The organism is Blautia sp. AM28-27, assembly GCF_003480905.1.
GTDB lineage: Bacteria > Bacillota > Clostridia > Lachnospirales > Lachnospiraceae > Fusicatenibacter > Fusicatenibacter saccharivorans.
Genome location: NZ_QUJK01000023.1, coordinates 21585 through 44067 on the forward strand (window position 1 = coordinate 21585; position 22483 = coordinate 44067).

At 47.1% G+C, this 22483-nt stretch carries 20 protein-coding genes, 1 pseudogene and 1 riboswitch; of the genes and pseudogenes, 19 read left to right on the forward strand and 2 right to left on the reverse strand.

Features of this window, described 5'->3' with window-relative positions; all coding sequences use genetic code 11:
• Positions 1–421 precede the first annotated feature (421 nt).
• The 18 genes from DW743_RS16610 (at position 422) to rsmI (ending at position 21117) form a co-directional block, all read left to right on the forward strand.
• Positions 422–2266: an extracellular solute-binding protein gene (locus tag DW743_RS16610; RefSeq protein ID WP_117510680.1), complete on the forward strand. Its 1845-nt coding sequence runs from the start codon at positions 422–424 to the stop codon at positions 2264–2266.
• Positions 2267–2355: 89 nt separating this feature from the next.
• Positions 2356–3267 carry an ABC transporter permease gene (locus DW743_RS16615; protein ID WP_238033680.1) on the forward strand — a complete coding sequence of 304 codons (912 nt, stop codon included), beginning with the start codon at positions 2356–2358 and terminating at the stop codon, positions 3265–3267.
• A 14-nt stretch (positions 3268–3281) separates the two neighbouring features.
• The gene (locus DW743_RS16620; protein WP_117510684.1) at positions 3282–4169 is read left to right on the forward strand and encodes a carbohydrate ABC transporter permease; all 888 of its coding nucleotides are present in this window, start codon (positions 3282–3284) and stop codon (positions 4167–4169) included.
• A 142-nt stretch (positions 4170–4311) separates the two neighbouring features.
• On the forward strand, positions 4312–5331 hold the full coding sequence (locus DW743_RS16625; protein ID WP_117510686.1) for a sugar kinase: 1020 nt from the start codon (positions 4312–4314) through the stop codon (positions 5329–5331).
• Between the two features lie 52 nt (positions 5332–5383).
• Positions 5384–5887: a shikimate kinase gene (locus DW743_RS16630; RefSeq protein WP_117762174.1), complete on the forward strand. Its 504-nt coding sequence runs from the start codon at positions 5384–5386 to the stop codon at positions 5885–5887.
• A gap of 337 nt (positions 5888–6224) precedes the next feature.
• Positions 6225–7514 (forward strand): UDP-N-acetylglucosamine 1-carboxyvinyltransferase, encoded by a 1290-nt coding sequence (locus tag DW743_RS16635; protein WP_117510690.1) that lies wholly within the window; start codon positions 6225–6227, stop codon positions 7512–7514.
• 365 nt (positions 7515–7879) lie between these two features.
• Positions 7880–10042, forward strand: coding sequence for a PTS transporter subunit IIABC (locus DW743_RS16640; protein WP_117762175.1), 2163 nt, complete (start codon positions 7880–7882; stop codon positions 10040–10042).
• A 27-nt stretch (positions 10043–10069) separates the two neighbouring features.
• Positions 10070–10906 carry a PRD domain-containing protein gene (locus DW743_RS16645; protein WP_022461277.1) on the forward strand — a complete coding sequence of 279 codons (837 nt, stop codon included), beginning with the start codon at positions 10070–10072 and terminating at the stop codon, positions 10904–10906.
• 4 nt (positions 10907–10910) lie between these two features.
• Positions 10911–11168 carry an HPr family phosphocarrier protein gene (locus tag DW743_RS16650; RefSeq protein ID WP_055267256.1) on the forward strand — a complete coding sequence of 86 codons (258 nt, stop codon included), beginning with the start codon at positions 10911–10913 and terminating at the stop codon, positions 11166–11168.
• A gap of 23 nt (positions 11169–11191) precedes the next feature.
• Entirely contained in the window at positions 11192–12820 is a 1629-nt protein-coding gene (gene ptsP / locus DW743_RS16655; RefSeq protein ID WP_117762176.1) for a phosphoenolpyruvate--protein phosphotransferase, read from the forward strand.
• 222 nt (positions 12821–13042) lie between these two features.
• A riboswitch (SAM riboswitch) is annotated at positions 13043–13155 on the forward strand.
• A gap of 126 nt (positions 13156–13281) precedes the next feature.
• On the forward strand, positions 13282–14469 hold the full coding sequence (metK, locus tag DW743_RS16660; protein ID WP_117762177.1) for a methionine adenosyltransferase: 1188 nt from the start codon (positions 13282–13284) through the stop codon (positions 14467–14469).
• 175 nt (positions 14470–14644) lie between these two features.
• A complete protein-coding gene (locus DW743_RS16665; protein ID WP_117510729.1) occupies positions 14645–16138 on the forward strand; it encodes a sensor histidine kinase in 1494 nt (497 codons plus the stop codon).
• Positions 16135–16824 (forward strand): response regulator transcription factor, encoded by a 690-nt coding sequence (locus DW743_RS16670; protein ID WP_022461272.1) that lies wholly within the window; start codon positions 16135–16137, stop codon positions 16822–16824. Before DW743_RS16665 ends, DW743_RS16670 begins: the two co-directional genes overlap by 4 nt.
• Before the next feature lie 27 nt (positions 16825–16851).
• A complete protein-coding gene (locus DW743_RS16675; RefSeq protein WP_117762178.1) occupies positions 16852–17448 on the forward strand; it encodes a guanylate kinase in 597 nt (198 codons plus the stop codon).
• Positions 17449–17502: 54 nt separating this feature from the next.
• A complete protein-coding gene (gene holB / locus DW743_RS16680) occupies positions 17503–18492 on the forward strand; it encodes a DNA polymerase III subunit delta' (protein ID WP_117762179.1) in 990 nt (329 codons plus the stop codon).
• A 4-nt stretch (positions 18493–18496) separates the two neighbouring features.
• Entirely contained in the window at positions 18497–19399 is a 903-nt protein-coding gene (locus DW743_RS16685; protein WP_055226011.1) for a PSP1 domain-containing protein, read from the forward strand.
• Positions 19400–19568: 169 nt separating this feature from the next.
• Positions 19569–20252, forward strand: a complete 684-nt coding sequence (locus tag DW743_RS16690; RefSeq protein ID WP_055226320.1) for a tRNA1(Val) (adenine(37)-N6)-methyltransferase — start codon at positions 19569–19571, stop codon at positions 20250–20252.
• Between the two features lie 4 nt (positions 20253–20256).
• Entirely contained in the window at positions 20257–21117 is an 861-nt protein-coding gene (rsmI, locus tag DW743_RS16695) for a 16S rRNA (cytidine(1402)-2'-O)-methyltransferase (RefSeq protein ID WP_117762180.1), read from the forward strand.
• A gap of 46 nt (positions 21118–21163) precedes the next feature.
• On the opposite strand, the pseudogene DW743_RS18965 reads toward rsmI, so the two are convergent.
• Positions 21164–21307 (reverse strand): annotated as a pseudogene (locus tag DW743_RS18965) (type II toxin-antitoxin system death-on-curing family toxin); the annotation flags it as partial.
• Complete coding sequence (locus DW743_RS16705) at positions 21304–21546, reverse strand: type II toxin-antitoxin system Phd/YefM family antitoxin (RefSeq protein ID WP_117762181.1); 243 nt, start codon at positions 21544–21546, stop codon at positions 21304–21306. The gene DW743_RS16705 and the pseudogene DW743_RS18965, both read right to left, overlap by 4 nt.
• 147 nt (positions 21547–21693) lie before the next feature.
• On the opposite strand from DW743_RS16705, the gene DW743_RS16710 reads away from it, so the two are divergent.
• Positions 21694–22317 carry a helix-turn-helix domain-containing protein gene (locus DW743_RS16710; RefSeq protein WP_117762182.1) on the forward strand — a complete coding sequence of 208 codons (624 nt, stop codon included), beginning with the start codon at positions 21694–21696 and terminating at the stop codon, positions 22315–22317.
• Positions 22318–22483 lie beyond the last annotated feature (166 nt).

Consider the following 22483-nt stretch of genomic DNA (forward strand, 5'->3'; position numbering starts at 1 on the left):
AGAGATAAGAGGTTCTTTTTTATTGTGCTGCCCGGCATTCGGAGGGAACTGCCGGTAGAAGGCTCTGCAGGTAAAATGTCTGAAAATACGAGGAATATACAAAATGACGGAAAAAGCACAAAAAATCCGTCAATAGATAAAAGAATAACGAAAAAGAAAAAGTCAAGATTGACTATAAATTTTAAAATAGTGTACAAAATCGACAATATGAATTAAAAAAACGAAATAAATTGTGAAAAATACATAAAAAATGCTTGTCAAAACGGGTGGAAGAGAGGTATAATCATTGCATAAAAAGTGTGACGAAAATGTGAAAGTTTTAGGCAAAACGTATGATTAAAAACAATGGATTCTTCGTAAGCCTGGACAAAAGCAACAACGGAGCACGCAAAAAGAACGTAAATCACAAGGAGGACACCAAATGAAAAAGAAAGTAATTTCTGCATTACTGGCAAGCACCATGATCGTAAGCCTGGTAGCATGTGGCAGCACTGGAGGAGACAGTTCTGACACAAACAGCAAGAGCAGCGGCACAACAGCATCAAGTACGGCAGGCGGCGATGAAGCAAAGGATACCTCATCGGACAGCGGCTCCGGCGATGCAGCAGGTTCTGGTGACTGGGTTGCAGCAGCTGATGAAGCAGATGATGCAGTACCGGGTGAAAATGACGATCGTGCGTTTGCAAAATTTGATCATGTCGTAGAAGTACATTATGGATATCAGATCGACCCGAAGGATACCACACTTCCGGACGGCGATTCCGTAGATAACAACCAGTACACCAGATACCTTCTGGATAACTACAACATCAAAGTTGTCTGCGACTGGACTGCAGGTAATGCATCTGACTTCCAGCAGAAAGTATCTCTGGCAATCGCATCTGCTTCCCTTCCGGATGCAGTCGTTGCACCAACCCGTAACTACCTGGTACAGGCAGCAAGAGCAGATCTTCTTGCAGACCTCTGGCCGGAGTTCAACCAGTACGCATCCAAACAGGTAAAAGAAATCATCGAGACTACCGAAGGACGTGCGATCAACAATGCAACCGTAGACGGAACCTTCTGTGCACTGCCAAACATATCGGTAGATACCGATGGTGTTTACCTGTACTTTATCCGTCAGGACTGGCTGGATCAGTTAGGACTGGAAGTTCCGAAGACCGTAGATGAACTCGGCGAAGTAGCTCAGAAATTTAAAGACGCAGGTCTCAGCCCGGATTATGCAATCGCAGGTATTGATAACGGCGGAAGAACCTACTCCAACTTCCTGAACTCCTCCAACAACGGATACGGTTTCGATGCTGTATATCAGGCATTCAATGCAACACCGGGGTATTTTCTGAAAGATGATTCCGGCGAACTGTACTGGGGAACTACAACAGATGAAATGAAAGAAGCCCTTACCACCTTACATGACTGGTATGAAAAAGGCCTCATCAACCCGGAGGTTGGAACCACAACCAACGGCGACAATGCAAACAATGTTAAGAACGGAACCTGCGGTATCTTCATGGGACCATGGTGGAGCCTTGGATACGGAAACCCGGATTCCTTCCGTAACGATAACAATGCAAACTGGCAGGCATATCCGCTGTACACCAAAGACGGTGAGTGGAATATTCATATGAAAGACGTTGGAACCACTTATACTATGGTAAACAAAAACGCATCGGATGATGTGAAGAAAGCCATTGTTATCATGAACAACGTACTCGTTCGTGATGAGTCTACCTTCGATACTTCTGTAGCAATCGGCTGGTATCCGCTGCGTAACACCATGGCAGCTACTGACGAGTGCGAGTATGAGTATGATGCACTGATGGGAATCATCAAAGGCGAAGCAAGCGCAGATGATTATCAGCAGGGCGGAAGCAAATTCAACGGTCTGTACAAGAACCTGGCAAACGATGCCGCAACTCTGAAAGACGTTATCTCTGAGGACTATGACGGATCCAGAGATCTGACAGTAACCGATATGGATGTCAACACCAACAACGGACAGTTCAACAGATTCTATGCACTGCTGATTGGTGATCGTCCATACGCAACACTTGAGCCGGATCACAAGATCTATTCTGAACTGTACTACACCATCGACGGAATGGATACCTACTGGACCCAGATTTCTGACCTGGAAGACAAGAGTATCCTTCAGTTCATCACTGGTGCGAAGAGCCTTGACGAGTGGGATCAGTTCTGCACCGACTGGCATGTACAGGGTGGTGATCAGATCCTTGAGCTGGTAAAAGATTACCTGGCTGAGTAACTAATGTAAATGTATGATGTGGAGGGTGGGGTACAGGAAAGCCTGTACCCCACTACTTTAAAAAAATGACATCAAAGGAGGAGCTTGCCGTGAAGAAGAAAAAAGGCCATCTCGGGCTGTCAAATTCCTTTCACTATACGTTAATGGTTCTGCCGGGTTATATCTGGCTGTTTATGTTTTCTATCGTTCCGATGGTTGGTATTGTAATGGCATTCCAGGATTACAATCCGAGCAAAGGATGGTTCGGCTCTCCGTGGGTAGGTTTGAAATGGTTTAAATACCTGACCGTTATCCCGGATGCAAAACGGGCACTTGTCAATACTCTGATTATTGCAATCGCAAAGGTTATCCTGAATATCATCATTCCGCTGGTGTTCGCACTGCTGCTGAATGAGGTAAAGAATATGAAGTTCAAAAAGACGGTTCAGACGATCGTATATCTGCCGCACTTCGTATCCTGGGTTATCCTTGCAAACATCATCACCAATATCCTTGGCGCAAACGGAATTTTCAACACGGTCCGCAGCGCAATGGGTGCAACGGATACCGTTCTTCCGATGACCATGCCTGGCATCTTCCGTCAGTTACTGATCGGAACTGATGTATGGAAAGAGTTCGGTTACAACGCAGTTATTTATCTTGCAGCGCTGACCGGCATCAGCCCGAGCCTTTACGAGGCAGCTGCAATCGACGGCGCAAGCCGCTGGAAACGTGTATGGCACATCACCATCCCGGGACTGGTTCCGACCATCGTTCTTCTGACCACACTGGCAATGGGCAACGTTCTGAATGCAGGTTTCGACCAGGTATTCAACATGTACAACCAGCTGGTTATTGAAACTGGTGATATCATCGATACATACGTATACCGTATTGGTATTACAAACATGCAGTTCTCGCTGGCTACTGCAGCAGGTCTCTTTAAATCTGTTGTCAGCTTCGTGCTGGTTGTTACTTCTTATGTTTGTGCTTACAAGTTTGCTGATTACAAGATTTTCTAAGGAGGGCAGAAATTATGATAGAAAGCAAGAGTTTTGGCAGCAAAGCGTTTAAAGTCATAAATGCTATCATCCTGATTCTCCTGGCATTCAGCTGTTTTTATCCGTTATGGTATACGTTCTGCGTATCTATTTCTTCAAAAGCAGCCGCTGAGGGCGGTCTTGTAACGATTTACCCGATCGGATCAAACGTAAAATCCTACAGCCTGATTATGGGTGATTCCGCATTCTGGAATTCCTTCTGGATTTCCATCAAGCGAGTTGTGATTGGAACCATATGGACCATGGTTGTCCTGATTATGATGTCCTATCCGCTGGCAAAGAGCAAAACAGAGTACAAACCGAGAAACGTCCTGATGTGGATCCTGGTATTCTGTATGCTGTTCAATGGTGGTACCATTCCGTGGTTCATCACCGTTAAAAATTATGGTATGATCGATACGATGGCAGCACTGGTTCTGGCTGGTTCTGTTCCGGTATTCAACGTACTCCTGATGATGAACTTCTTCCGCGGCATCCCGGGAGACCTCGAGGAGGCAGCCCGTGTAGACGGCGCCGGCCCGTGGCGTATCCTGTGGCAGATTGTAGTTCCGTGTTCCAAACCGGTTATCGCAACCATCGTCCTGTTTACATCCGTTGGTTACTGGAACGAGTATTTCCAGGGCCTGGTATTAATGAACAAAGAGACGAACTATCCGTTACAGACCTACATCCGTCAGATCTCCGTTCAGATCCCGGTAGGCGTAACCCTGACTGCAGAGCAGTATCAGCAGTTAGCACAGAACTCCAACAAATCACTGGAGGCAGCAAAGGTATTTATCGCCCTTGTTCCTATGCTGATTGTATATCCGTTCCTGCAGAAATACTTCGTAACCGGTATTACACTGGGAGCAGTAAAAGAATAAGAGAAAACGCAGAAAAAGCGGCTTCTGAATCGAAACAGGAAGCCGCTTTTTTGCGCTTTTTTTCTTGCGTCCGGGGAGAAAACAGCGTAAGATAAAAAGGTATTGAGGTGAAAAACAAAATGTTTCTGGAGGGGATTTTATCATGAAAATACTTACATTCGGAGAACTGATGCTGCGTTTAAAAACACCGGAGCATCTGAAAATACTGCAGGCAGATACCTTTGAAGCCAGTTACGGCGGCGCGGAGGCGAACGTCGCAGTTTCTCTGGCAACACTCGGGAACGATGTTTCCTACGTGACAAAAGTGCCGGAGCACCAGGTCGGACAGGCGGCCATCAATGAAATCCGCCGGTTCGGTGTGGATACGACCCGTGTTCTGCGGGGCGGCGGCCGCGTCGGTATTTACTATTTTGAAAAGGGAACCAACATCCGACCGACGAGCGTGGTTTATGACCGCGCCTACAGCGCGATCGCGATGGCAGAAGCGGAGGAGTTTGACTGGGAAAAACTGCTCGAGGGCGTGGATCTCTTTTATTTCTCCGGTATCACGCCGGCCATCAGCTGCGAGATCGAAAAGACGCTGGAGAGCGCTCTTATGCTCTGCAAAGAGAAAAAAATTCAGGTGGTATGTGATCTCAACTACCGCGGAAAAATGTGGTCAGCAAAGGACGCACAGCGCGTCATGCGCCGTCTGATGTCTTACGTGGATGTCTGCATTGCAAATGATGAGGACTTTGAATCATCGCTTGGCATTCCGGCGTATGATGGAGATATGTCGCGCGGCATTGAACAGATCGAGTCTTACAAAGAGGGCATGCTGGAAATTCAGAAACAGTTCCCGAACTGTAAAGCAGTTGCGAGCGTGCTGCGCAATCTCTACACCGTGGAGGACGGCGACTGGATGGGAATTTACCTGAAAGACGGAAAATTCTATGAGAGCCCGGTTCACAAAGTACACAGCTTTGAGGCAGTCGGAGCCGGTGATGCGTTTGGTGCAGGACTGATTCACGCGATGGCGCATGATTTTGCGCCGCAGAGAACCATCGATTTTGCGATTTCTGCAAGCGTCTTAAAGCTGATGATTCAGCACGATGCCAACGTGGTCAGCGAAAAAGAGATTGAGCAGATCATGAAGCAGGGCGGAACAAATCTGCAGAGATAGAGGAAACAAAAAGATTCCGAGAGTACATACAGGACAGCAGGAGGAATAAAACTTGAAGAAACGGAATATTATATTAATAGGAATGCCGGGAGCCGGCAAAAGCAGCGTTGGCGTTATCCTTGCAAAGGCTTTGGGGTATGAGTTTATTGATACGGATCTTGTGATTCAGCATCGGGAGAAACGTCTTCTGCGCGAGATTATTGCAGATGAGGGAAATGAAGGCTTTCTTGCGATTGAGAATGAGGTCAATGCGACTCTGGAAGCCGATGAAAGCGTCATTGCACCGGGCGGCAGTGCCATTTACGGAAAAGAGGCGATGGAGCATTTTAAAGAAATTGGAACCATCGTTTACCTGAAGCTGTCGTATGAGGATCTGGCAAAGCGTCTTGGAAACCTGAAGGGACGCGGCGTTGTGCTGAAAGAGGGTCAGACGCTCAAAGATCTTTACGATGAGAGAAGTAAACTGTATGAACAGTATGCCGAGATTACGGTCGATGAGAGCGGAAAGGATATCCAGGGCACGATTCTGGCACTTCGCGAGCAGATTGGCATGTAAGAAGGAACGGGTGGAATATTCGGAGAATTTTCAAAAACATAATATTACGTAATAATAAGGAAAATGTTCTGAAAGTTAGAAATTACATATAACGTTTCTCTGAATATTCCTGACCGGAAACGGTGGAAAAAAACGGAAATAGTACGGAATATATTAAAATTGATTTACAAAATATTAGATTTGAGTTAAGATAAGGGGAGACTGAAAAATCACTGCGGGGAGCAGTGCGTTTCAGCGTATCTGGAGTGTGTAAAAAAACAGGAAAAAGACTTTGATTCGTTAGATATTGGATAAAACACACTCGTTAAGTATGAGAAAGAAAATTTGAGGTGAATATATGGAACAGTATGTCATCAGAGGTGGAAATCCTCTTGTGGGCGAAGTGGAAATCGGGGGAGCAAAAAACGCGGCGCTTGCAATTCTTACGGCAGCAACGATGACCGATGAGACGGTCCTGATCGAAAACCTGCCGGATGTCAGTGATATTAATGTACTTCTGGAAGCAATCGCAGAGATCGGAGCCACCGTGGACCGCATCGACCGCCATACCGTGCGGATCAATGCAGCAACCATCGGAGATCTGAGCGTTGATTATGAATATATCAAAAAAATCCGTGCGTCTTATTATCTTTTAGGCGCGCTGCTTGGAAAATACAAAAGAGCGGAAGTTCCGCTTCCGGGCGGATGTAACATTGGAAGCCGTCCGATCGACCAGCATTTAAAGGGATTCCGCGCACTCGGTGCTGAGGTAAGCATCCGTCATGGCGCAATCGTGGCAAGTGCGGCAGATCTGCATGGAAGCCACATTTTCCTGGATATGGTTTCCGTTGGAGCCACCATCAACATCATGATGGCAGCTTCGATGGCAAGAGGAAATACAACGATTGAGAATGCAGCGAAAGAGCCGCACGTTGTCGATGTGGCGAACTTCCTGAACAGCATGGGAGCAAACATCAAAGGAGCAGGAACCGATGTGATCCGGATCAAGGGTGTCGATACCCTGCACGGAACCAGCTATGCGGTCGTACCGGATATGATCGAGGCAGGTACGTATATGTTTGCAGCAGCAGCTACAAAGGGCGATGTGCTGATTAAAAACGTGATTCCAAAGCATCTGGAAGCAACAACCGCAAAGCTCGAGGAGATTGGCTGCGACGTAGAAGAGTTTGACGATTCCATCCGTGTGAGCGCAAGCAAACGTCTGGGCAGAACACACGTAAAGACACAGCCGTATCCGGGTTACCCGACCGATATGCAGCCGCAGATTGCGGTTACACTGGCACTGGCAAACGGTACGAGTATTGTAACAGAGAGTATTTTTGAAAATCGTTTTAAATATGCGGATGAGCTGGCACGTATGGGCGCCTGTATTAAAGTAGAAGGCAACACGGCGATCATCGACGGCGTAGAGAAATTTACCGGAGCAGAGGTTTCCGCACCGGATCTTCGCGCCGGAGCAGCACTTGTTATTGCAGGTCTTGCAGCAGAGGGTGTTACCGTGGTGGATGATATTGTATACATTCTGCGCGGATACGAGGACTTCGACGGAAAGCTCCGTGGACTCGGCGCTGAAATTGAGCGCGTGAATAATGCAAAGGATATCCAGAAATTCCGGTTAAGAGCGTGAAAACAGTATAAAACAAATGTTGACAAAAAGGACGGTGCAATAAAAGGTACCGTTCTTTTATTTTATTTTACCTTATTGCGAAGAAATTGGCTTAAATTTTACTACTATTATTGTGAATTATTTTTATCTTTCAAATAATAAGAACTGACTTGACAAAAGAGATTTATCTGTGCTATATTCAACTACAGTTGTAGTGTGTAACTCGATTTTTGGAGGCATTAACTATACATAACAGGAATTGTTTATGTGGGTTAGTGTCTCTTTTTTGTACTCTGTTTTAGAAAAAGAGTACAGACCGGCTAAAAAGATGCAAAACCGCAGAAACTCTTCTTGTAAAAAGTATAAACTACACAAGGAGTAAAAAAATGAAGGACAAAATTTTTAGTGTTCTGCAGCGAGTGGGAAGAAGCTTTATGCTCCCGATCGCAATTCTTCCGGTAGCCGGACTTTTACTGGGAATCGGAAGCTCATTTACCAATGCAACCACAATTGAAACGTACGGGCTGACAAGTTTGCTCGGCAACGGCACAATTCTTCATGCACTGCTGGTGATCATGAACAAAGTAGGAAGTGCAGTGTTTGATAACCTGCCTCTGATTTTTGCGGTAGGTGTTGCAATTGGTATGGCAAAGAAGGAAAAAGAGGTTTCTGCCCTGTCAGCCGTTATTGCATATTTCGTTATGAATACAGCGATTAACGCAATGCTGACTATTACGGGTCAGATTCTGGAAAACGGAGAAATTGCAGAATCCGTTCTGGAAGGAACCATCACTTCTGTCTGCGGTATTCAGTCGCTGCAGATGGGTGTGTTTGGCGGTATTATTGTCGGTCTTGGAGTAGCAGCACTTCATAATCGATTTTACCGGATCCAGCTTCCGAACGCACTTTCTTTCTTTGGAGGTACTCGTTTTGTACCAATTATTTCTACGATCGTCTATATGTTTGTGGGAATTTTAATGTATTTTGTATGGCCGGTTGTACAGAACGGCATTTATGCGCTGGGTGGCCTGGTAACCGGCTCCGGTTATGCTGGAACGCTGATTTTCGGTCTGATTAAGCGAGCACTGATTCCATTTGGTCTGCATCACGTATTCTATATGCCGTTCTGGCAGACGGCAGTCGGAGGTACCATGGAAGTGGCAGGACAGATGGTGCAGGGCGGACAGAATATTTTCTTCGCACAGCTTGCGGATTCTGCGAATGTCGCACATTTCAGTGCAGATGCAACGAGATATTTCTCCGGAGAATTTATTTTTATGATTTTCGGACTTCCGGGAGCGGCACTTGCCATGTACCATTGTGCGAAACCGGAGAAGAAAAAAGCAGCAGGCGGTCTGCTTCTTTCCGCAGCACTTGCGTGTATGGCAACCGGTATCACAGAACCGCTGGAATTCTCGTTCCTGTTTGTTGCGCCGGCGTTGTTTGTCGTGCAGGTTATTCTTGCGGGAACAGCTTATATGATCGCACACATCCTGAATATCGCAGTGGGTCTTACCTTTTCCGGCGGACTTCTGGACTTCTTCCTGTTCGGTATTTTGCAGGGAAATGAAAAGACAAGCTGGATGAGGGTGATTCCGGTCGGCATTCTTTATTTCTTCCTGTATTATTTTATCTTCAAATTCATGATTAAAAAGTTTGATTTTAAGACACCGGGCCGTGAGGATGATGATGTAGAAACCAAGCTTTATACGAAAGCAGATGTAAATGCCAGAAAAGAAGCGCAGAACGATGGGGTGGCATCGGAAGATGCCATGAGTGAAGCGATCACAAAAGGTCTTGGCGGAAAGAAAAATATTTCGGATGTGGACTGCTGTGCGACAAGACTGCGCTGTACTGTTCATGATGCAGCGAGAGTCAGCGATGGTATTTTAAAGGCGACAGGGGCATCTGGCGTTGTGCATAAAGGAAATGGTGTACAGGTTATTTACGGACCCAATGTAACTGTGATAAAATCAAATTTAGAGGATTATCTGGAAAAAGCTCCGAATACGTATGCGGAAGCAGAAAATACACCAACCCCAAAAGAGGCGGAACCGACGCAGGAAACAAAAGAACAGAAGGTTGTGGATACGATTACTGTCTGCAGCCCGATAAGCGGACTGGCAGCCGACCTTTCTACTGCGCCGGATGAAGCGTTTGCAGAAAAGATGATGGGAGACGGCGCTGTTGTGACACCGGAAGATCCTTATGTGCGTGCTCCGGAGGACGGAGAAGTCGCGTTTGTTTTTGACACAAAACATGCGATTGGATTTGTAACCGATTCCGGGGTCAGCCTTCTGATTCATGTCGGAATTGATACAGTAAAACTGAACGGAGAGGGATTTGAGGCACTGGTAGAAAGCGGTCAGACCGTGAAAAAAGGTGATCCGATGCTGAAGCTGGATCTGGAATATCTGAAAACACATGCGCCGTCGGTTACGTCACCGGTTCTTTGCACAGAGCTGGAGGAGAACCAGAGAATCCGTCTTTTGACAGACGGACCGGTAAAAGCAGGAGATCCTTTATTTGCGATTGAGATTCTCGCGTAAGCTGTGCCTTAAAAACGGGTGAGAAGAATGTACAGGATAGCAAAAACACTGAACCACAATTCATTTATTGGTGTGGAAGAAGAAAATAACCGGGAATATCTGGTCATGGGGAAAGGAATTGCATTTGGGAAAAAAACGGGACAGCGTGTACAGCCGGGAGACGATGCCCGCATTTATTCCCTGACAGAGATGACGGAGCGAGGAAATGCCAGAACCATTGTACAGGGCGTTTCTCCGCTCAGCCTGGAGCTGGCGAGTGCCGTGCTTGACGAGGCAGAAAAGGAATTTGGAAAAATTGACCGTTCCATCGTCTTTCCAATGGCAGATCATCTGGATTTTGCTGTCCGGCGGATTCAGAACGGTGAGCAGATCAGCAATCCGCTCACCGACGATATCCGTGTGATGTTTTACAAAGAGTATAAAGTTGCTTCCTGTATCAGGGAGCTTTTAAAAGAACGGCTTCAGATCGAAATTGATGAACATGAAATCGGCTATCTTGCACTTCATGTTCATTCGGCAATTGTGGAGGAAAATGTTTCACAGGCCATGGAAGTAGCAAGAGCAGTCCGGGAGAGCATTTCTTTGGTGGAGCATATCACCGGGCATACCATCGATGTGATGTCGTTGTCGTATAACCGTATGATGAACCATATCCGCTATATGGTTGCAAGAGCGGTCAGTGGGGAAAAACTGAAAGTAAATATGAATGACTACATGTCCGTAAAGTTTCCGAAAGCCTTTCAGGCGGCGAAACGAATCTGTGAGGAGATGGAAAAGAGGCTGAAACTTCCGATGGAGGAGATCGAAATTGGATATCTCGCTATGCACATAGAACGGATTATGGACAGAGAAGAAGGAGAATAAAAGCATGAAAACATTTGAATATACCATTAAAGATGAACTGGGAATCCACGCAAGACCGGCAGGAATGCTGGTAAAGGAGGCAAAAAATTTTGCATCGGAATGCACCATCACAAAAGATGGAAAAACGAAAAAACTGACTCAGCTGATGATGCTGATGTCACTTGGTGTAAAGCAGGGAGATACCGTAACCGTTGCAGCAAACGGAGAGGACGAAGATGCAGCGATTGAGACGCTGAAAGCGTTTTTCGAAGCAAATCTGTAAAAAGTACGCTCGGAGGATAAAAAATGCAGTATTTTCAGGGGAAATCCGTATATAAAGGAATTGTTATGGGACCGGTTGCGGTTCTGAAGAAAAATGATTACCAGGTTAAAAGAGCCCGGATTGAAGATCCGGAAGCAGAAGTAAAACGTGTGAAAGAAGCCGTGGAGGTTTCGAAAAAACAGCTTGGCAGACTGTATGACAAGGCAGTCCGGGAAGTTGGAGAGGCAAGTGCGGCGATCTTTGAAGTCCATCAGATGATGCTGGAGGATGAGGACTATCTGGAATCAATGGAGAACATGATCCGGACAGAACTGGTAAATGCAGAATATGCAGCGGCAGCAACCGGCGATAATTTTGCAGAGATGTTTGCAGCTATGGATGATGAATATATGAAGGCTCGTTCCGCAGATGTAAAAGATATTTCCGAACGTCTGGTCCGCAATTTAAGCGGAGAGGGAGATAACGACCTGAGCTCTATGGAACCATCTGTTATAGTGGCAGACGATTTAAGTCCGAGTGAAACTGTACAGATGGACAAAGAAAAAATACTTGCGTTTGTGACTGTACATGGATCTACCAATTCTCATACTGCGATTCTTGCGCGAATGATGAATATTCCGGCGTTAATCGGTGTCCCGATGGATTTAAACGGTCTGAAAACAGGCATGACGGCCGTTGTAGACGGTTTTTCAGGTCAGGTTATCTTTGAGCCGGAGGAGGATGTGCAGAAGGAAACCGAAAAAAGAATGCAGGAAGAAGCAGAGAAACAGAAGCTTCTTGAGGAGTTGAAAGGAAAAGAAAATATTACACCGGATGGCCGTAAGATCAACATCTATGCAAATATCGGCAGTGTTGGTGACCTTGGCTATGTGATGGAAAATGATGCCGGCGGAATCGGACTTTTCCGAAGTGAATTTCTCTATCTTGGAAGAAATGATTTCCCAACGGAGGAAGAACAGTTTCAGGCATATAAACAGGCCGTGCAGACCATGGCAGGCAAAAAAGTGATTATCCGTACGCTGGATATCGGGGCAGATAAGCAGGTAGAATACTTTAATCTTGGAAAAGAAGAAAATCCGGCGCTTGGGTACCGTGCAATCCGGATTTGTCTGAAACAGCCGGAAATTTTTAAAGCGCAGCTTCGCGCATTGTTCCGCGCAGCCGTTTACGGAAACCTTTCTGTCATGTATCCGATGATCACATCAACAGAAGAGGTAGAAAAAATCTACGCAATTGTTGCAGAAGTAGAGGAAGAGCTGAAAAAACAGGAAGTGCAGTATAAAATTCCGGAGCAGGGCATTATGATCGAGACACCGGCTGCCGTGATGATCAGCGACCGTCTGGCGGAAATGGTGGATTTCTTCAGCATCGGAACGAATGACCTGACGCAGTATACCCTGGCGATTGACCGTCAGAATGAGCAGCTGGATGATTTTTACAACCCACACCATGAAGCAGTTCTTCGGATGATTCGCATGGTGGTGGAAAATGCACACAAATGCGGAAAATGGGCAGGAATCTGCGGGGAGCTCGGTGCAGACCTGACATTGACGGAGCAGTTTGTACGAATGGGAGTGGATGAGCTTTCTGTTGCTCCGTCCATGATTCTGAAGCTGCGGAAGGTTGTCCGCGAGATGAAAGCAGAAGAGTAGAAAAAACGATACAGCAGATAAGAAAACTCTCTGTTTTGGAGAGTTTTCTTATCTGTTCACAAATAACAGAAGATACAGCCGAAAAATCAGAAAAAAAGAAAGGATGTTTGGGACAACAGTAAGAAAATGTCTCAAATCCTTTTATTTCCTCTTGACGAATGGCGTATTTTGCGATAGTGTATCAGAGTAGCAAAAAACAAAATCAAAAATTCAGTTGCTTTTCTCTTATTCAGAGTGGTGGAGATACATAGGATCTGTGAAACCACGGCAACCCCCAGACAGAATGGTCTGTACGGGAAGGTGCCAGCCTGAGCGAAATTTTCGAACAATAAGGGGATTTGAACATTACTATTCAGGTCCGCTAAAAATTGCGGATCTTTTTTTACGAAAAAATGTTCAGGGAAAGCCAAAGCCCACGAACGAAAAGCAAAAGAGAAGAGAAGAAAAAAAGGAGAAAAAGAATGGAAAAAAGACTGTTTACTTCTGAGTCTGTAACCGAAGGACATCCGGACAAAATCTGTGATGCCATTTCTGATGCGATTCTGGATGCGCTGCTTGAGCAGGATCCGATGAGCCGCGTAGCTTGCGAAACCTGTACTACAACAGGATACGTTATGGTAATGGGTGAGATTACATCCAACGCACACATTGATTTCCAGCAGGTTGTACGTGATACCGTTCGCGAAATCGGCTACGACCGTGCAAAATACGGATTTGACGCAGATACCTGCGCTGTTGTAACTGCAATTGACAAACAGTCCACCGATATCGCTATGGGTGTAGACAAAGCGCTCGAAGCAAAAGAGAGCAATATGAGCGATGAGGAGATCGATGCCATTGGAGCAGGAGATCAGGGAATGATGTTCGGATTCGCAACCAACGAGACCGAAGAGTACATGCCATACCCGATCTACATGGCACACAAACTGGCCCGCCAGCTGACCAAAGTCCGCAAAGACGGTACTTTAACATACCTTCGTCCGGATGGAAAAACACAGGTAACCGTAGAGTATGATGAGAACGGCAAACCGTTCCGCCTTGACGCTGTTGTTCTTTCCACACAGCATGATCCGGAAGTATCCCAGGAGCAGATCCATGAGGATATCAAAAAATACGTATTCGACGAAATTATCCCGGCAGACATGGTAGATGAGCACACCAAGTTCTTCATCAACCCGACCGGCCGTTTTGTAATCGGCGGACCTCATGGAGATTCCGGCCTCACCGGACGTAAGATCATCGTAGACACCTACGGCGGATACGCTCGTCACGGCGGCGGAGCTTTCTCCGGAAAAGACTGTACAAAGGTAGACCGTTCTGCAGCTTATGCAGCACGTTACGTAGCAAAGAATATCGTAGCAGCATGTCTTGCCGACAAATGCGAGGTCCAGCTTTCCTATGCAATCGGTGTCGCCCATCCGACTTCCATCATGATCGACAGCTACGGCACAGGAAAACTCTCCGACAACAAACTGACCGACATCGTTCGTGAGAACTTCGACCTTCGTCCGGCTGGAATCATCAAAATGCTGGATCTGCGCCGCCCGATCTACAAACAGACTTCCGCTTACGGCCACTTCGGAAGAAACGATCTGGATCTGCCGTGGGAGAAACTGGATAAAGTAGAAGACCTGAAGAAATACCTCTAATTTCAGGTTTTTCTGTTTATAGAAAGTTTAGAAAGATTCATCTAAGTTAATGAAAAATCCTCAGGCGTTGTGCTATAATAAATTTAGACTGCGTACTGGGGATTTTTTGTGCGCAAAAGTACGAAATATGTGTTGGAAAACAGGTGGATCTTATATGGAAAAAAAGAAGAAAAGCATGAAATTAAGGACGAGAGTAATCATTTCTTTTTTCATCATCATACTGGTTCCGATCGTGATGTGTGCCTTGACGTTTTACTTTTTTGTAGGGTATAAAGCAAAGATTATCGGTGAAAAATACGGTCTTGCGAACGCAACATACCGGACGATTTCGAACAACACCCTGCTGCTGAATGCGATGACATCAGAAGAGTACGACGAAGTAGAGGATACCGCGAAATCGGATACGGCAAAGCTGGAAGAAACGAATTATCTCTCTGTTCTGAATGCAAGACTGCAGAAAAAACAGTCGTTTATCGCGGTGCGCGAGGATGGTGTTATCATTTACAATGGCTCGGAGGAGCTGTCGTCGGAGGAGCTGGAAAATGAGCTGCCGAAATACGGTGACCCGGGGGCCAATTTGAAGGGCGGCGTTTATTTCCGCAATGAAAAACAGTGGATGGTCAAACAGGTGGACTATGAGAACTCGGACGGAAAAGAATGCAGTGCGTTTATCGTCACCAAGACAGACCAGATTGCGCCGCAGATTACGGGCATGGTAAAAGAGCTAGGCATCGTGATTGTGCTGATTCTGGTGCTCACCAGTCTGGGCCTGAGCTTCTGGATTTACCGCGGTGTGATCGGACCACTCGAGCAGCTGAAAAAGGCGACACAGAATATCAAAGACGGAAATCTGGATTTCACTGTTGAACCGTGCGGCGTGGCGGAGATTAATGACCTCTGCGAGGACTTTGAGGAGATGCGTATCCGGCTGAAAGAGACGGCGGAGGAAAAAGTCGAGTTTGACAAAGAGAATAAAGAGCTGATCAGCAACATTTCGCATGATCTGAAAACACCGATTACCGCGGTCAAGGGTTATGTCGAGGGAATCATGGACGGTGTGGCAAATACGCCGGAGAAGATGGACCGCTACATCCGCACCATTTACAACAAAGCGAATGAGATGGACCGTCTGATCAATGAGCTGACGTTTTATTCCAAGATTGACACGAACCGCATTCCGTATACGTTTTCGAAGATTCACATTGCGGATTATTTTGATGACTGCGTGGAGGAACTGAATCTGGAGCTTGACGCGCAGCATGTGGATCTGACATACTTTAATTATCTCGAGGACGACCCGATCGTCATCGCGGATGCGGAGCAGATCAAGCGTGTCATCAATAACATTGTAAGCAATTCCATCAAATATATGGACAAGAGCCATAAGGTCATCAACATCCGTCTGCGTGATGTCGGAGATTTTGTGCAGGTGGAGATTGAGGACAACGGAAAGGGAATTGCGACGAAGGATCTGACGAAGATTTTCGATCGCTTTTATCGTACCGACGCGTCCCGCAACAGCACGAGAGGCGGCAGCGGAATTGGTCTTTCCATCGTGAAGAAGATTCTTGAAGACCACGGCGGAAAAGTGTGGGCCACCAGCAAAGAAGGGGTGGGAACCACGATGTACTTTGTATTAAGAAAATATCAGGAGGTACCTGTTTCATGAGTAAAATATTGATTGTTGAGGATGAGGAATCCATTGCAGATCTGGAGAAAGATTATCTCGAGCTTTCGGGCTTTGAGGTGGAGATTGAAAACCAGGGAGACACCGGTCTTGTACGGGCGGTCAAGGAGGATTTCGATCTGCTGATCCTGGATCTGATGCTGCCGGAGGTGGATGGCTTTGAGATCTGCCGTGAGGTGCGTGAGAAGAAAGATATTCCGATTATCATGGTTTCGGCAAAGAAGGATGATATCGACAAAATCCGCGGACTCGGCCTTGGTGCGGATGATTATATGACGAAGCCATTTTCTCCGAGTGAGCTGGTTGCGCGCGTGAAAGCGCATCTGGCACGGTACGACCGTCTGGTCGGAAACGGCAAGAAAGAGAATGATGTTGTGGAGATCCGCGGCATCAAGATTGACAAGACGGCACGCCGTGTGTGGGTGAACGGAGAGGAGAAGCAGTTTACAACGAAAGAGTTCGATCTGCTGACCTTCCTTGCGGAGAATCCGAACCGCGTTTTCACGAAAGAAGAGCTGTTCCGTGAGATCTGGGATATGGAGTCCATCGGAGATATTGCGACGGTTACGGTGCATATCAAGAAGATTCGTGAAAAAATAGAGTTTAATACGGCAAAGCCGCAGTATATCGAGACGATCTGGGGCGTTGGATATCGGTTTAAGGCATAAAGAATCTGTGTTTCGGGGAGAGATAAAATGGGAAAAATTTACTATCTGATGGGAAAAAGTGCGTCAGGGAAAGATCATATTTATGAGAATCTGATCCAGGAGACGGCGCTGGATTTAAAACCGTTTGTCCTGTATACAACACGGCCGATCCGGAGCGGGGAGCAGGACGGAAGAGAGTATTTCTTTGTGGATGAAAAACGGCTTTCGGAACTGCGGGAGGCCGGAAAGATTATCGAGGAGCGCATGTATTCGACGGTGCAGGGGCCGTGGTATTATTTTACGGCGGATGACGGGCAGATTGATCTTGCGAAGCATGATTATCTCGGAATCGGGACACTGGAATCGTATCTGAAATTAAAGGCATACTTCGGGGAGCAGGCGATGGTTCCGCTGTATGTCGAGGTGGACGACGGGCTGCGGCTTTCGCGGGCACTGGAACGGGAAAGAAAACAGACAGAGCCGAAATACGCGGAGATGTGCCGGAGATTCCTGGCGGACTGTGAGGATTTTACGGAGGAGAAAATTGCGGAAGCTGGAATTGTCCGCAGATTTTCCAATAATTCTACGCCGGAAGACTGTTTTTTCGAAATTCAGAATTTTGTGGAACAACAGAAAAAGTTGTGATATACTTAATGCAGTATTAGTAAGAAATACAAAAGAACTCCAGGGGGTGATTTTATGCAGGGTTTTCAGAAGGTTGTAGGACATCAGGAAATCATAACGCATTTACAGAATGCCATTTCGATGAATAAAGTATCTCATGCTTATCTTTTTGGCGGAGAGAGTGGATCGGGAAAGAAAATGATGGCTTCACTGTTTGCGATGACGCTTCAGTGCGAGAAGCACGGGGTCGAGCCCTGTATGGAATGCCCGTCCTGTAAAAAGGCACAGAGCCAGAATCATCCGGATATCATTTATGTGAAGCATGAAAAGCCGAACACCATCAGCATCGATGAAATCCGCGGGCAGCTCATTAACGATGTGATGATCAAGCCGTACAGCAGTCCGTACAAGATTTATATCATCGACGAGGCGCAGAAGCTGACACTTCAGGCGCAGAACGCGCTGCTGAAGACGATCGAGGAGCCGCCGGCCTACGCAGTTGTCATGCTTCTGGCAGACAACCCGGATGCGCTGCTTCCGACGATTTCGTCACGCTGCGTGCAGTTAAATTTAAAACCAGTGGGAGACCAGCTTGTGAAAGATTATCTGATGAACGAAATGCATGTGCCGGATTACCAGGCAGAGGTTGATGCGTCCCTGGCGCAGGGAAATATCGGAAAAGCAGAGCGGATTGCCCGTTCTCCGGAATACGAGGAGACGCTGGAAAATGCACTCCGCATGGCAAAGTACGCCGACAGTATGCCGCTGTATGAAATCGTGGAGACGATCAAAAAACTGACGGCCGAAAAAGACAATATTGATGATTATTTCGATATCTTTTCTTTATGGTTCCGCGATGTTCTGCTCTTTAAGGCGACAAAAGAGGTCGATTCCCTTGTGTTCAAGCAGGAGCTGAATGGAATCCGTGAGAGAGCAAATAAGAGCTCATACGAAGGCCTGGAGAAGATTATAGAGGCGATTCAGAAGGCGAGAGCCCGCCTGAACGCGAATGTTAATTTTGATTTAACCATGGAGCTTATGTTCCTGACAATGAAGGAAAACTGATAACATGATAACAATTATAGGAGTACGTTTTCGAAACGTAGGAAAAGTATATTATTTCTCGCCGAGAGAGCTGGACATCTGCGTGGGCGACCACGTTATCGTTGAGACGGCGCGCGGCGTAGAGTATGGTTTCGTTGTGCTGGGGCCAAAAGAAGTTGACGATTCCAAGGTGATCCAGCCGTTGAAAGAAGTCATCCGCATTGCAACGCCGAAGGATGATGCGCGGGAGGAGAGCAACCGCAAGAAAGAAAAAGAAGCGTTTGAAATCTGCCAGAAGAAGATCCGGGCGCACAACCTGGAGATGAAGCTGATCGATGCAGAGTATACGTTTGACAATAACAAGATGCTGTTTTACTTTACCGCCGACGGAAGAATTGATTTCCGTGAGCTGGTAAAGGATCTGGCGGCTGTCTTTAAGACGAGAATCGAGCTTCGCCAGATCGGTGTCCGCGATGAGACAAAGATCCTCGGCGGAATCGGCATCTGCGGCAGACCGCTTTGCTGCCATACGTATCTGTCCGAGTTTGCACCGGTTTCGATCAAGATGGCAAAAGAGCAGAACCTGTCCCTGAACCCGACGAAGATTTCGGGTGTCTGCGGACGACTGATGTGTTGCCTGAAAAACGAGCAGGAAACCTATGAATACCTGAACCGCAAGCTGCCGGGTGTCGGCGATATCGTAACGCTGCCGGACGGCATGAAAGGTGAGGTTTCCGGTGTGAATGTGCTTCGTCAGCTCGTAAAAGTGCTGGTGGATGTGAACGATGAGAAGGAAATGCGGGAGTGCCCGGTGGAAGAGCTCAAGTTCAAGCCGAAGCATAAGAAGGAAAAAGGCAAAGAGAAGAAAAAAGACAGAAACAGCTCCGGGGAGCAGGCTTCTTCGGAAGAGGCAAAACAGCCGGAATAAGATTGATTTGGAATGCATTTTGAAAAAAGTAAGCGCCGGGTAAAACTGACGCTTCTTTTTGTGTGATGCGGCGCTGGGCGGTCAGCAGGAGGAGGGATTTTCATTGGATAGAAAAGAAGAATTTTTGAAGCCGGGTGAGCGGCTCGATGATCTGCAGAACGGTTACTGGATGATACAAAATCCATCCCTTTTCTGCTATGGCATTGACGCGGTGCTGCTGGCGTCCTACGCGAAGGTGAAGCGCGGGGAGCGGGCGATGGATTTCTGCACGGGATCGGGAATTGTGCCGATTCTGCTGAAGGCGAAGACAAACGGAGAGCATTTTTCCGGGCTGGAAATTCAGGAGTACAGTGCCGAGATGGCACAGCGGAGTGTGCGGTACAATCATCTGGAAAATGATGTTGAGATTTTCCAGGGAGATGTGAAGACGGCATCGCAGCAGTTTGGAAAAGAAGTGTTTGATGTGGTAACGTGCAATCCGCCGTACATGACGGGGCAGCACGGGCTGACGAATGCGCTTGAGGCGAAGACGATTGCGCGGCATGAGGTGCTGTGCTCGTTTGATGATATTGCGAAAGAGGCATCGGCGGTTTTAAAGACGAAAGGACGGTTCTATCTGGTGCACCGGCCGTTCCGGCTGGCGGAGATTTTTTCGACGCTGAAAAAATATCATCTGGAACCAAAAAGGATGCAGCTCGTTTATCCGTTTGTGGACAAGGAGCCGAACATGGTGCTGATCGAGGCGATGAAAGGCGGGAATCCGAGAATTACCGTGGAGAAACCGCTGATTGTGTATGAGACGCCGGGCGTGTATACAAAGGACATCCGGGAATTATATGGAGACGGGAGATAAGAACATGGCAGGAAAATTATATTTGTGTGCAACACCAATTGGAAATCTGGAGGACATGACCTTCCGTGCAATCCGCATTCTGCAGGAGGTCGATCTGATCGCGGCGGAGGATACGAGAAACAGCATTAAGCTGCTGAACCATTTTGAGATTCATACGCCGATGACGAGTTACCATGAATACAACAAATACGACAAGGGCCGCGAGCTGGTGCAGAAGCTGCTGGCGGGAACGAACATTGCCCTTATCACCGATGCCGGAACACCGGGAATCTCAGACCCGGGTGAGGAGCTGGTGAAGATGGCGTACGAGGCAGGCATCGAAGTGACAAGCCTGCCGGGCGCATGCGCGTGTGTGACGGCACTGACACTGTCGGGACTTTCAACGAGAAGATTTGTCTTCGAAGCATTTCTTCCGCCGGATAAAAAAGAACATAAACTGGCGCTGGAACGGCTGAAAAACGAGACGCGGACGATGATCGTATACGAGGCGCCGCATCATCTGCTGAAAACGCTGCGGGAGCTGCTGGAGACGCTTGGCAACCGGCGGCTGACACTCTGCCGGGAACTGACCAAGAAACACGAGACGGCATGGCAGACCACGATTGAAGATGCCATCATTCGCTACGAACAGGAAGACCCGAAAGGGGAATGCGTGCTTGTGATTGAAGGCCGAAGCCAGAAAGAAATCGAGGACGAGGCGAAGGCGGCGTTTGAGGAGATTTCGATTGAAGAACATATGAAACGGTATGAAGATCAGGGGATTGCAAGAAAAGAAGCGATGAAACTCGTGGCGAAGGATCGCGGGGTGACGAAGAGGGATATTTATCAGTATTTGCTGGGGAAAGAATCATACAATGATTTTTGATCAGGCCATAGCCCAGTCTTGCGGCTTTTGCCTGCAGGGTGGGGTACAAGTCTTCTCCGCCGAAGGACTGGAAAGGCGTTTCGAGAGCAGAGTCCAGCAGATTGTAATCTTTGACTCCGTCGCTTCCGCCAGTTTGCTGAATCAACTGAGTATGCAGCATGAGAATTTGCTTTTTACTCAGTCTTTTCATTTAGCAAGTACCTCGTATGCTTCTTTGTTTTGTTCCATCAGGCGTTTTGAGATGCTTAACACATCCTCGTCGGATGCAGTGGTTTCCTGCTCGGCTTTGCTGAAGTCGATGACAAGATATCTTGGAACGTTATTTTTCAGAATCACAGCGGAACCACATTCGTCTACCAGGCGGGCGACTTTGGAAAAATTTTGGTTTGCTTCGGAAATGGAAATTAAAGTTTTTGTGTCGATAGTCATTTTGGGTACCTCCTTAAGACTTTTTTCTATAGTATATATAAATCTTAGGATAAATACAACCTAATTTGCCGTGTTATTTTTTGTTGCTTGCCGCAACGCCAGTTTTTATCGTATGATAGGCCCATCAAATACGCGGAGGACACAGTTATGCTGAGTGATAACATCAAAATACTGCGAAAGAAAAAAGGATATTCCCAGGAAACGCTGGCGGAGCAGCTGCATGTGGTACGGCAGACGATTTCGAAATGGGAGAAAGGGATTTCGGTTCCGGATGCGGTGATGCTGGATCGGATGGCGGAGCTGTTTGAGGTGCCGGTGAGCGTGCTGCTGGGCGGCGGGCTGGAAGTAGAGGAGGAGCAGCCTTCGGAACTGAATGAGATTGCACAGCAGCTTGCGGTCTTAAATGATCAGCTGGTGCAGCAGGCAGTGCGGAGACGGAAAGTGATCCGGTATGCGTTTGTTGGTGTGTTTGCGGCGATCTTTGTTCTGATTGGAGCGGCGATCGGACTTCGGGTGTACACGGAATCACAGCTGCGGGATGAAGCGTCGCTTCGCACGGTTCGTTATGAATGCACGCTCGACGGGGAATCATATGTATATGAAGCTTCCTATAACAGTCAGTATCAGATCCTGTACGAGGGCGGCGATGCCTGGATTTCGAACCATGTGCGGCCGGAGCAGTACGAGGATGTGAATGTGCTGTCGGCGCAGATGCAGGATTACTTCGAAGAAAAAGGCGGAACGTGCAAGATCATTGATGAAAATCCGTAAAAGTTTTGTATTATTGTATTTTTTTATGGTTTTGGGTATTTTATCTGCCCGGTAATTCCTTTCTTCTGATATAATGGTAACAATGCATTATAATTAGAGGGAGGAATTTTCTTTATGTCACAGACACAAACCCGGCGGAGTTCTCAGGTCGATCTGCTTCACGGCC